Origin of the sequence: Nostoc sp. FACHB-152 (assembly GCF_014697475.1) — a bacterium.
Classification (GTDB): domain Bacteria; phylum Cyanobacteriota; class Cyanobacteriia; order Cyanobacteriales; family Nostocaceae; genus Nostoc_B.
Window position 1 is genome coordinate 1 of record NZ_JACJRV010000128.1, and the last position, 12,136, is coordinate 12,136.

9 protein-coding genes are annotated in these 12,136 nt (G+C 41.4%); all 9 read right to left on the bottom strand.

Going from position 1 to position 12,136, the window contains the following annotated elements; translation table 11 throughout:
* Positions 1-82: 82 nt before the first annotated feature.
* Complete coding sequence (locus H6G76_RS34615; protein WP_242056658.1) at positions 83-679, bottom strand: transposase; 597 nt, start codon at positions 677-679, stop codon at positions 83-85.
* A gap of 66 nt (positions 680-745) precedes the next feature.
* Positions 746-1,525: a hypothetical protein gene (locus H6G76_RS34620; protein ID WP_190710719.1), complete on the bottom strand. Its 780-nt coding sequence runs from the start codon at positions 1,523-1,525 to the stop codon at positions 746-748.
* A 328-nt stretch (positions 1,526-1,853) separates the two neighbouring features.
* Positions 1,854-4,358: a hypothetical protein gene (locus H6G76_RS34625; RefSeq protein ID WP_190710720.1), complete on the bottom strand. Its 2,505-nt coding sequence runs from the start codon at positions 4,356-4,358 to the stop codon at positions 1,854-1,856.
* An 85-nt stretch (positions 4,359-4,443) separates the two neighbouring features.
* Positions 4,444-6,210, bottom strand: a complete 1,767-nt coding sequence (locus H6G76_RS34630) for a type IV secretory system conjugative DNA transfer family protein (protein ID WP_190710721.1) — start codon at positions 6,208-6,210, stop codon at positions 4,444-4,446.
* A 143-nt stretch (positions 6,211-6,353) separates the two neighbouring features.
* The gene (locus H6G76_RS34635) at positions 6,354-7,808 is read right to left on the bottom strand and encodes a hypothetical protein (RefSeq protein WP_096585878.1); all 1,455 of its coding nucleotides are present in this window, start codon (positions 7,806-7,808) and stop codon (positions 6,354-6,356) included.
* Between the two features lie 6 nt (positions 7,809-7,814).
* A complete protein-coding gene (locus H6G76_RS34640) occupies positions 7,815-8,639 on the bottom strand; it encodes a hypothetical protein (protein ID WP_096585879.1) in 825 nt (274 codons plus the stop codon).
* Positions 8,636-10,426, bottom strand: a complete 1,791-nt coding sequence (locus H6G76_RS34645; protein WP_190710722.1) for a TrbI/VirB10 family protein — start codon at positions 10,424-10,426, stop codon at positions 8,636-8,638. Before H6G76_RS34645 ends, H6G76_RS34640 begins: the two co-directional genes overlap by 4 nt.
* Positions 10,427-10,447: 21 nt before the next feature.
* Positions 10,448-11,224, bottom strand: coding sequence for a hypothetical protein (locus H6G76_RS34650; protein ID WP_010993863.1), 777 nt, complete (start codon positions 11,222-11,224; stop codon positions 10,448-10,450).
* Positions 11,225-11,237: 13 nt separating this feature from the next.
* Positions 11,238-11,945 (bottom strand): hypothetical protein, encoded by a 708-nt coding sequence (locus H6G76_RS34655; RefSeq protein WP_242056659.1) that lies wholly within the window; start codon positions 11,943-11,945, stop codon positions 11,238-11,240.
* Positions 11,946-12,136 lie beyond the last annotated feature (191 nt).

Below are 12,136 nucleotides of genomic sequence, written 5' to 3' on the forward strand. Positions count from 1 at the left end.
GCAAACGATGGAAATTGTGTTTGATGATTATTTGCCGCAATGGAATTACACTGCTAAACCACAGGTGACATAATTCTGGATTCTATTTAATCCGCATTCCTAAGTCTATCCCAATATTTTGACTAACTTGGGGATGTTTCTCAATCTCAGTTTCACACAGGATACTAGCAATATATTTGCCAGATGAAGTGCGACTAATAGTAACGTTGACAAGCTTCCCAGTAATGTCTTGGGATTTGTGGAACCTTACCCACCCTAACTTTGGAAGCTTTAAACGATTCTCGATTACCTGAATATTACCGTTGGTAAGATTGGTTTTATAAGACTGCTTGCAACCATACTTTTTTTTGAACTTGGGGAAGCCGACACCTTTTTTATTTTTAGACTTCTTCAAGTCAGCAAAAAAGTTTTTGTATGCTGTCTCTAAATTCTTGAGTGAGTTTTGCAGAGCAAATTTATCTACTTCCTTTAACCACTCAATCTCCTTTTTGAGTAGAGTTAGCTGTTGACTACAAGCATTGTAGTTTAAAGTCTTCTGCTCCGTGGCATATAACTCTTGTTTTAGTGCCAAAAAGCGGTTATACACATATCTGGCACAACCAATTGTCTTGTTGATTAAGACTTCTTGATTATGCGTGGGTATGAGAGTAACTTTAAATGCTTTTTGGATGGATGACAATTTCTTGAATTTGCTGAATATCATTCAATTTTAACATAAAGTATCACCTAATATAGAGCGCCTAACTCATGACTGGAAGTCACGAGTGTGCGGCTTGAAGACATCAAGAATCATTTTCTTAAATTCTTCTCTTGTCGCTTGCAAGTCGCGGAATATTTTGTCAGTAGGATAGAAGAATACCGACTGTTGGCGGCTGTAAAACCAAACTAGTTGATTGATACTATAGGTATCATTGCTATCAAGCAGGACGTAACTAATTTGTTGGTAAAAATTCTCTAGAGAGAAGGGACGCTTTTTGGCAGTTGTTCGTACATCGATGAGAGTATTTCCAGCAATTATCTGGCAATCAGCACCTCCAAGATATTCACTTAAAGGATATGAAGCATTGCAGGTAATATTTCCACTTACTTGATTAGCTACTGTTTGCCAGGTACGGGGTACAATACCGATGATTTGAGATGTATCTTGGATACTAGGAAGCCATTTCTTGAAGTATTCTGCTTCAAGCTGAAGAGATTTTTCTCCTTGTAGAAAAGGTTGAATAATCTCATGAATATTACGGCTACGAGCATAATTTTCTAATGCACCCAAGAGCATACACTTTAGAGCTTCTTCTTCAAGTGAATTTGAATTTGTAATGGAATAATCGAAGGCATATTCTATTTTGAGGGCTTTTGCTCCAACCTGAGCAAGGCAATTAGTAAACCATGTTTTATCTTCATAGATGCTTCCTAAATACTTGGCAAGTGCTTTGGCGATTGCACTTCCTACTAAGGGAAAATCTACTCCATCAATCGGTCTGATAATTTCTTGATTTTCTAATAGCTGGTTATGGTTAGTAATCATCTTGATGACTGTCTTGTTGAGTCTAGAGTCAAACCATCTCCTGATAGGTGAGTTTCTATTTTTTAATTCGGATGTTAAGCTCACTTTTTAGTTTTTTGTTTGAGATACTACATTGAGTATCTGCGTGAGCTTTACGTAGTAATTTTTGTTTTAATCGCGTTGCTGATTTAAGTAAAGAGACTAATCATTCAAAATCAGTGAAAAGTTTATGAAGTAAGCTTTTTAAATTTCGTAACTCGTACAAATTTGGATAAATTCTCAATTCAAGTTTTTATATTTTCAATGCGACTTTGCAAACTTGGTGCTAGACAACCTGGTGATAGTTAATTTACAATTCAACTTCTCTGGACTTGCTTTTAGGTGCAGCCGCAACAGTTTGCCGTTGAGGGGAGGGTATGTGTTCAGTTGGGGTATATTGCTGCCGAATTTCTTCCCCTCGCCATTGTTGTAAGTCGCTCATAATGTCTTTGAGGGCAACAAAATCGACGACTGTTTCTCCTTTCTTTTCAGCTTCATTTGTCTTATGGTTTAAAATCTTGAAGTACATTTCCCTCTGGTCGGCAATTGGTAACTTGCCGTCATTCTCATTTATCCGTTGAAGAATCTCTTCATTACCCTGGTTCATTGCCTTTCCCCAGTCAGGGCTACCATGCTTGACCATGTTCGCCCATTCCTCAGCGATATAGGGGTGAACTTTGACAGGCATATCACCAGCTGCTTGTATTACTCGTTCTTTGGGTGCGGCTGCGGCTGCGGGGGTAGATTGTTCGTTACCAAAGATGTGTTCCAGGTTGAGTTTGCTGGCGTTTTGGGCAATAAACTTAATTTGGTTGATATCGTACTCAGAGATATTCATTTTGCTGACTTCTTTGGTAATGCCGGCTTCGGTTTTAGTTAGGTCAAACCGGACAAGTTCCTGAGTACCTTTTTCTTCGGTAGTTTTAAATAATTGCAAGCTGGCTCGATTTTTTTCGGGGTTGCGCGAGCGCTTGATGGTAAATTCGCCTATTGTAAGTTCTTTCTTATCAGCCTGGATGAGGACATTATTCAGGGTGTGCAACATCTCATTTTGTTTAAATACTTCCAGCGTTTTAATCGTGCCGGCAGGTGCAAGACTCCCCAAGCTGTTTGCTACATCACGGATATCGGCATTGTTGAGGTCAGGTAGCTTGCCATTGTCACCTAAGTACTCTGCCACCATGAGAAACTCCTGACGTTCAACAGGTAACATCTCTGTAGGCTTTTTCGTGATTTTGGGTTCCTCTTTTTTGTTGAGTTTAAAATCCATCAAAGAGTTCTGCCACCCAAATAGTTCATCACTGCGGCGATGAATGCTAACAGTGTCTGCCTGTTGGCGAATCACAAATGTATCGCTACGGTAAATACGTGAACCATCTTGTTCAAGAGTGCCGTATTTTTTTAACATTGCGATCGCAGTTTCAGCAATGTCTTTATTTTCCCCGTTGTAACGTTCTTCCCGCGCTTGTTTATTATTAATTTGATAAATAGGTACTTCAACCTGACGCGCCCACTGTTGCGCTGCTGGCTCTACATCTTGAGAATTAGCTACTTCTTGATAGGTAAATTCAGGTGCATATTTTTTTCGATTATTAGTTGCTTGTTCCTCTGGCTCTTGTGCAAAAAACTGATTGGAAGTTACATTTTTATTTACCTCCTTAGCTTGATTTTGAGATTGATGGTTACTAGTAACTATCCGTTGAATTTGAATATTTTCTTCGGACTGTGCAATTTTTTCTTGAAGATTATTAACCACATCATCTTCAAAACTGTTATCTACCTCTATTTCAACAGATAAGTTGATTTCTTGATTGATAGACGAACTGTTTTCACTGTTTTCATCTTGTAGTAACTGTTGTGAAGTATTTGATTCGACTGCTTGAATGTTAGTTTCAGATTGTTTGCTGAGTATCTGCTCTACTGCTTCAGGATAGTTTTTGACTACAGGAGATTGATAATAATCTACATTTGGTGGGTAGTCAAATTGGGGTGGATTACTAATATCGATATCATCTAGAAAACCTACCGCAGCTTCCTCTTCTTCATAAGACAAATTAATTGGTGTGGTTACAATTTCAGAATTTAATAGTTGATTATCTTCGTTCAGTATTACTGGTAAATTGTCTAATGGTGGAGTTACTTCTGTTATATTTGGGTTTCCATCATCAAATAATAACTCTTTTGTATATTTATGATTGTTAATAGTGTCAGCAGATGGTGGTAGTAGCTTAAATAGTGGTTCACTTGCCACATCTATTATTTCATCTGGAGTAAGTATTTCAGTGACGAGATTAGTTGTACATTTACCTTCGCTATTTTGTTCGTAGATAACGATTTGTTTTTCTGAACCATCTGACTCTAGATAAGCTGTAATTTTCAGAGTATTATCACTTGTTTGCTGATAATCACTATTGAAATTAGGTATATCTTCTACTAATCTTGCAGCAATTGTTTGTGCTTGATAGTCAGTAAAAGGTTCAGTTTCTATTGTGTATTGACCTTCTAATAATAAATCGGGTATTAACACAATATTAGTTTCTTGATTGCTTTTTATACTTTGGCTGTTTAAATCTACCTTTTCCCATTTATATGCACCAGGGGTAGATTCATCAGGTACAAGATTGTAAATATCTTTGCCAACTTCAACTGCAATTTTACTTGCTTCTTGAGCTTCTTTGAGTTTTTCGAGAATTACTTTAGCTATCTTAGTAAGTGCATTGATTAGGCTTTTGCTTAATTCTCGACTTGTTTGAATTGCAGTATCGGCTGTACCTAAATATGATTCATTAATTTGAGTTTGTCTGGAGTCAAACATATATTAAATGTGGTAAAAATAATCTATAAATTCAAACAGCCAGATTGTGCTTTATAAAACCAGTTTGTCATTAAACTTAAAGTTTTTAGAAAAAGCTCTTGTACGCATCAACAGGCAAAGGTGCATTGCCAGCTTGTACTGGTGCTTGTGGGATAGGAAACTTCCGATCTACTTCCTTGACTCGTAAATCTAAATCTTCCTGCGTAGGTTTTTTCTGGGTACTTTTCCTAGCAAGCTCTTTGATGAGTTTATCCCAGTTAGCTTCATTTTCTTGTTCTAGTCCAATAATATATTTGGGAATTTTAATGTTTTTTAATAGTGGTACTGAACCTTCATTTTTATTACTATAAGCAGGGTTGATAAATAGACATTTACCAGGTGGTAATTTGAGGAATTGGGCTGGCTCAAATAGCTTGCGAGTCCGTTCTTGTTCGCTGATAGATGTGCTGGCTTTACCCCCTCCCGTTGAGCGAGATTTTTGTTTATATTTAATTTCCTCTTCACCTAAATATGCAGAAAATAATCGCGCTGATTCTTCTTCACCAGGATTAAAAACAAATTTTGTACCGCACGCGCCAAGGATAGCTTTAGAAATTTCTTTACCATAAATCTTTTCAAGCTGACCCATATTTTGCCAACCCAGGATACCGCAGAATCCTTCGGAACGAGATTCGTTAAGCCATCTAAATAAATCTGGAAGAAAGATACTTGGCAACTCGTCAAGACACACTACTAATGGGCCGTCTTCCTTACGTTTTTTGGCAATACTGCGGGAAACTACCATGTGAAGAATACTGGTCATCAGGGGGCTGACAGCATCGCGGCGTTCGCGGTCTAACCCGAAGATAATCATCTGTTTGCGTTTTACCTCTAGGGGCAAGGTTGTTTTACCGACAAAGCATCCCAATGTACCCCTTGCCATGAACCGGGTGAACATCAATGAAGCACTACCAGCAATACCCGCTACAGTTTTCTCTGAGCCAGCCGAGCTAAATAATTGACCAAAAGCTATTCTAATCCAAGGGTTTAGTTCGGCTGCCATCAAGCGTTCGACCATCTTCTCGCTTGAAAGTATTGCCGCAGCCGTCATAATATCAGCGCGATCGCCAAACTCTTTAGTTAGCATTAAAATAGCCTGGGTCAACTGGTCGCCGGCGGGGCCAAAGAAAGCATCCTCAGACGCATTACCTAACAGGCGGAAGTTTTTGTTAATTACCGTAGCTAACTGCCGTGCGGTTTCAGCATCGCTACTGTCGCGCAAGAAATCGATTGGGTTACATACCTCTGATTCGGGAAATCCCGGTGCAAATATATGTACGTCATACCCCTTGGATTTGGCATAACTGGCGATTTTGGCTTGACTGGCATACTTAAAATCGTATAATACTATACCAAAGCCTTGGTCAATTGCTGAGTAAATCATCGGGTTGATAGCCGAGAATGATTTACCGCTACCGGGTGCGCCAATTACAGCAGTTCCGCGTTGGACATCGGGTACATAAACTGGAACTCCGCCACCCCCCTTGGGTAATTTTTGACCCTTGTATTTATGTACTCCAATATATAAACTGGCACTATCACATTTAGGAGCGACGATTTGCTTGAGGGCTTTTTTCTTAGCTTGAGCGGTTTCCTTTGCTCCACCCCAATAGCTAGTAGCAAGCTTGCCTTTTTTACCATTACTAAAAAGCTGTAAAAGCAATAATAAGCCAATTCCCCCGGCCAGTGCCAAACCTTGAGTTGACATGAACTTATCTGTATACTTACTAAAGTCAGTATTGCTATTTTTATGAGCAGCTTTTACTTCTCTAACTGTCTTAGTTTTAGCAGTTGCAAATAGATAATTATTCATATTAATCTGTATTAATTGCATGAGGAAATCGAAGAAATATGCGGTGAAGTGAAATTGCATATTTCTTCATTAGTTATCTGGTGTGTCCTCTCCAAGTCAAAAGTAAAAGAGGATAAATTTTTCTATGATTGCCTTTTTACTTGTTAATTTTTAGGTACGGTGAGGGGCGTACCAAGGATAATTGGGTCTATCTCGCGGTAGGTGAAGAAGGGAACTGGGCCAATGAAGTAGGGCGAGCAACCCAAGTCAACCCATCCCCGTTTGCAGATACGGAAGAACATCGCGGTGGTGATACTGCCGTCCGCTTCGTTAATGTCCCAGATGACTTGTTTAAATGATTTCCCAAAAGGATGGCGACCTGTGGGTTCTTTGCCACCGTTGAGACTGCCCAAGATGCCAAATCCCCCTTTAACTTTTTGGTCTTTACCGGACATCCATTGTGCGCCAGTCACAATATCGCTTCCCGAAACTTCGATGTGACCGCACTTTTTCTCGCACGGGACATTAAACCCAGCTTGGTAACTACCACTTATTGACTTCCAACGTCCGCTTTCAAGCGAACCGAGGGGTAAGTCTACTTTGCCGATAAAGCTAACATCGGGGATGGGAACACTGGGGAACTGATCGAACGGTACATCAGCTAATCCCGGAACCTTGTTAATTGTTGTATTTTGCCAGTTAGTAAAGTCTTTTAGCTGTGCATCCTCAATACCAGGGATGCTGGTTAGTTTATATTTATCAAGTTTGACATACTCACCAAGTTCCACTTCTCCCAGTTGGGGATAATTGTCCAGCACTTCACCAACAGTTTGGTAGCTTGTGGTGCTGCCTGTAACTTTGGTTACTAGTTCTTGAATTGGTGGGATGGCTCCGACTTCTGAATCTTCTAAATTAGGAATTGCTTCGGCGAGGTCTTCGAGTGTTTGCCAATCGAGTGTTTCAAAATCTGACAGTTTGAGATTTTGAAGTTGAATGCCCGTGATGTCTGCGATATCTCCAAGCGTGAAATCTTCAATATTGAACTCAGTTGCTTCAAAATCACCCAGTTCCATGACTTCGGCAAGGCTTTGCCCAGCACTCCAGGTGCGTGTTTCCTTCATACCAGGGTTTTTGATATTAGGGAATTCGACGCTGCCAGCACCGCCAAACTTCATATTTCTGAATGTGATACTGCTCCAATCGGGAGTAGGTGCGCCATTGACGTATTTTGTTGCAACCGGCTGTGGCTGTTTGGTTTGTTTTGTCTTATCTATCGAAGTGTTCAAATTTGAATACTTCGATAGAACTGTTTGAGCTACCGCTTTTTCGCCGAATAAGAGACTGCCGATATTATAGCTACCTCCATATCGGATTAATCCGTGTAGAGCAAGCCCAGCAATAAGTCCTGCAACCATTAGGTAGCGTAATTTATTAAATTTTTCCATCCGATACTCAAGCCCTCGATTGGTTTTGTTGTGAGTAGTTTCCTGGCTTGCAGCTCTCACTGGTACGATGGCTACGCCCGCCGTTCGCGGAGCGTCTCGTAGAGAAGGCATCGCAGTTACCTCTGGTGTAGTATCTAAAATTTGGTTGTTAGAGGTGAGATTTTCGGTATACATCACTGGTTATTTAAAACTTGTTTTACCTGGATTTGTTGTTGTGAGAGGGTTATTGCGCTGTGGTGGTATTTCTAACAAGCGCTTTCCACCCAGTAGCATGAGTTTTTCAACCAATTGCATTGATACTCCGGCGGTGCTGGCGGCGACGACAAGTTCCTCTCCTTGCGATCGCAACTCAACAAGTTGGTTCAGACGCTTCCAGAGCTTGCTGTCTGTCGTAACCCACTGGTTTTTTAAGGCAACTTGCATCCCTTTGGCGATATGTCTGCTATCAGATAATGCGGTGTAACTGACCTTTGGTTTTACTTCTTCAGGTTTGCTGGGAGTATCGCCAATAATTTCAATTTGGCTGTACTCTGGTGTGCCACTGCCCGCTACAATCCGGAAGTGATAGCTTTTCCTTGTTGAGCCAGATTCGGTAATCACCGTCATGTGCGCCCCGTAAGGAGCTGGTGGTAAACCGGGGATTTTGACTTCCTCAATGCGGCGGATGTGAATTAGTCCAGCGCCCGTACTGTTACTAGAACACTTACCCAAACCTTCAAGACATCCGTCTACATCAAAAACAAACCTAGATGGGTCATCCAGCCAGATTTTCTTGATGACTTCTCTGGTGTTGTAGAACGATATTGATACCCCATGTCCGGGCCAGACCTTAACTGTCTGCAATTGGGCATTTTCTCCTGACACCTGGGACGCTGCAACTTGACGGATAGTACTTGCTAGTAGAAGTTGGTTTGGTGCAAGCACGGAGGTGATGGTAAGGCACCCACCAAAGGCGATCGCCCAAGGCATCCTTAAACTAAAATCGGCTATATCTCTTAGTTTCACAGTTTGATTGACCTATCGACTTTGATTGTGATTTTGGTGTCTTTAGGCACATACCAAACATTGGGACGGCGGTTGATTTCGTCAGTAGCACGTTCTGTACGCTTGCTGACTGTTTCGCCAAGTTTACCAAAGGCACCTTCAAGGAAAGCAGCTGCCAGGTTCCGGTTGTTATTGCGGCTGCGAGTTCTTGTCCCACCTAAAGGCAAATCTTCTGTGACTTCTTCATCCGGCTGGTTGATAATTTCCCCTACCTTGGCAAGACCTGCTATAGTTCCCAAAGTGGCATCATATTTGGCAATTTCAGATCCCTTGTCGTCGTAAGGTCTGGCGATTAGGGGCGAACCCGCCTCTCCCAAAACTGATATTGTTCCAGGTGATAGAGGATATTCTGTGCCGTCTTTGAGGATGGTCGTGACTTCGGCACGCACACCTGATGTGCTATCAACCGAAATCATGGCGATAGTTACCTGCGTTCCTGCGGGAATGGCTATTTCACCAGTATTGCTATAAAGCGGCTCGTTCAACCGGGCGACAAACCGTAATGTATTTGTATGCTCTTGGGAACGAGCGTTATTACTGGTTTGGGGCATAACGAGTGGAGTTACCAGGGTTGCACTTGCAAACGAACCGACAACTAGATACTGCGGTTGTGTTTCTTGGAGTATCTGCGCTTCTTCTGGCAAGTAGTTATTTGCAACTTGCTCAACTTGCAGAGTAGAGTTGTTTTCTTTATTACTAGCAAAACTGGATTCTACGGTCTTTTCTTTGTCAAGTTCTAAGCTAATTTGTGGCTCTTTTACCGAGAAGCTATAAATAACTGGCACGGATTGATTGTTATCTTTGTCACCAGTATTGCCATACTCAGAAGTACTATCATTTGTGGTTACAGGTTGCCAACGCGGGCGCAGTTCTTCAACTTGATTAGGAGTATTGGTAACTGTTTCGGTATTCTCGCTGCGTCGGCTACGGCGACGACGGGAGCGATTGCTATTTTGTTCTGCTGGGCGTAATGTTTCTTCAGTTTTACCTGTAACTTCTGGTAATGTTGTGTTTGTAGGTTCACTGACAGTGGTACTGGCTAGCATATACTCAACTCGACCAACCGAACCCAGGTTACGCAGGCGTTCGAGTTCGGCTATTGGATCTTTGGCGACACTCTGGTTGCTGGCAACTGTTTGTTTAGCAAATTTTGGCAGAGGAGCGCTAGGACGCAGGGGTGGTATTGGCTGTGAGGCGGCTACTCTACGTGTTGGTCTAACAGGTTCGGGTGTTTCTTCCCGGTATACACGTCTTCTGGAAGTAGGCGGAGTTTCTTGAGCAACTACCCTTGGTTGTCGAATAGAACGGGTTTTCTCTTGGTTTTTAGCTTGTTCTTCTTCAGTAGCTTCTTTTTTCTCCTCTTTGTCTCCCGTGTTAGCTTGACCATTTAGGGCATCAAGTTCTTCCTGTTGCTTGGCGAGGGCAAGTTTGGCATAAACATCGCCTTCTTTTTTCTCAGATGCAGCAACCGTGGGAGTTGGAGTAGTAGTTAATTCTGGCTTTTTGGCATTTTTACCACTCCCATTCATCATGCCGTTGAGGACAACAAATATAACTAGAAACCCAGCACCAAATGCACCACCAATAATTCCTAACCTTGACCAGGGAGATGTAACAAAGTCATGTTTAGTTTGGATTAACGCAGGGTCTTCTACTTCAGTTTCATCTTCTTCTGAACTATCGATTGGTAAAAGATTATTTACGGAAGATATATGTTTATTGGAAGCCTCATGCTCTAGCTGTAACATAGTTTTCTTGATTAATGATTTTTATTTCTTACCGAGGTTATAATCAACGATTTGAGTAATTTCTAAACCTGGTTCTCGTACTAAATAAATTTTTTTATCGAGTTCAGTTGGCTTATTTGGTAACTTGGGAGTATCAACAGCTTCGACAGTAATTGTTTTGTTAAAGGCGATTCCTTTACCTTGATTTTCATTTCTATTAAAGCTGACGAGCGTTGCGATATAATCAACTTCCCACTGTCCATCCTTAATTTTTCTGGGTTCAGAGATATGGCGAGTTACAAGTGAAACTTGAACTTCACCGTTAAATACACCACTTGGAACGATTTCTGCTAATTTCTTGAGAAAGTTTGCCCGGAAATCTTGATTTTCAGATAGTGCAAATGCAGCTTCCCAGGCTCTAGTAGGAATTTTTTTTCTACTATTTTTTGTTGTTTGAATATCTATTCCCCTATCAGGTTTAGTAACATTCTCGCCATTCTCTGTTGCTTCGATTATTCCGTTCCAGCCGAACATTTTAATCATGCTATCTGAGATAAAGCGTTTGATAGTTTCTGCTTCGCGTTCGTTGGGAGCAGCAAATTTACCAGGTGAAATAGACCCATCTTGGAGTTGAACAATCGTCATGCCTTTGACATGATGATTTGTACTAGCACTCATGCCAATATTTATTATTTGCAATAGGGTAGATAAGATAGTTCCTCCTGCTGTTACGGCGATCGCCATTGCAATAGGTGTGGAGGTAGATTGACCATAACTGAGGAGACGAGCTGGTTGAGATTTAGACTTAGGTTTAAGCATAATTATTTGTTAATTACTTTTTAACTTTGATTTTGGAACTAACAAATTTAGTGGCATTGACAGCAACCGTAGCAGTTGTACTTGCTCCACCTGTAGCGATTCCTGCTGCAATTTCAGAGCCAAATGCTACTGTTTTACCTAATCCTGTCCAAACAGCTATTCCACCACCTGCGGCTAATGCAGATGCCAGGATAGGAGAAACTAACCCAACAAAAAGCAGAAATATCATCGGTTGATTTTGTTCGGAATTAGCGATAAGTTGTCCGCACAAACCAATAATCATGTTGAAGCAGAGTTTCGCCATTCCAACGGTGAAATAACCAGTTAGCCAAGCGAAAATAGGTTTTGCACCAAAGGGGAGTAGCGAACCGCCTATTGCCAACGGGCCAAGTAGGGCAGTTAAAAGCATCGTGAATTCGATACCCCATTGGTAAGCGTTATTGAGGGCGAGGAGGATAACTGCGACAAATCCAGTGATCATCGAACCGATTGTACTGGTGATAGTATTACCAATCTTTTCGGCTATTTGACCAGGGGAGAGATTTTCGAGCGCGTCTTTAGCATCAGATAAAGCCTGAAGTGGATTAAATTCCCAACTACCGCTATCGGGGGCTTCTCCTTTAAATAGATCGGGCGCAGAGGTTTTAAGTTCTGCTTCTGCTTGTTGCAAGCAGGTGATTGAATCTTGCGTGTTACCAGGGATGGAGCGGCATCTTTCCATTGCCGCCCCTACTTGCTGCTGGAGGGCAATATTGCCGACTGCGCGGTTGAATGCTACTTCTAGGTTGGCTCCGGCAGCAGTAAATTCCAGGATGTCATTACAATACCTTAGCCAATTTACGAGGGTTTAATGCCTGTAGAAACGGGATGAATACGTCCTAAAGAAGTAAGCTTGGCAAAAATCTGGGTTAA

Excerpts from the sequence above, each read along its gene's own strand:
- H6G76_RS34620 (WP_190710719.1), bottom strand. The coding sequence starts at position 1,525 with ATGATTACTAACCATAACCAGCTATTAGAAAATCAAGAAATTATCAGA.
- H6G76_RS34625 (WP_190710720.1), bottom strand. The coding sequence starts at position 4,358 with ATGTTTGACTCCAGACAAACTCAAATTAATGAATCATATTTAGGTACA.
- H6G76_RS34630 (WP_190710721.1), bottom strand. The coding sequence starts at position 6,210 with ATGAATAATTATCTATTTGCAACTGCTAAAACTAAGACAGTTAGAGAA.
- H6G76_RS34635 (WP_096585878.1), bottom strand. The coding sequence starts at position 7,808 with ATGTATACCGAAAATCTCACCTCTAACAACCAAATTTTAGATACTACA.
- H6G76_RS34645 (WP_190710722.1), bottom strand. The coding sequence starts at position 10,426 with ATGTTACAGCTAGAGCATGAGGCTTCCAATAAACATATATCTTCCGTA.
- H6G76_RS34650 (WP_010993863.1), bottom strand. The coding sequence starts at position 11,224 with ATGCTTAAACCTAAGTCTAAATCTCAACCAGCTCGTCTCCTCAGTTAT.
- H6G76_RS34655 (WP_242056659.1), bottom strand. The coding sequence starts at position 11,945 with ATGGAAAGATGCCGCTCCATCCCTGGTAACACGCAAGATTCAATCACC.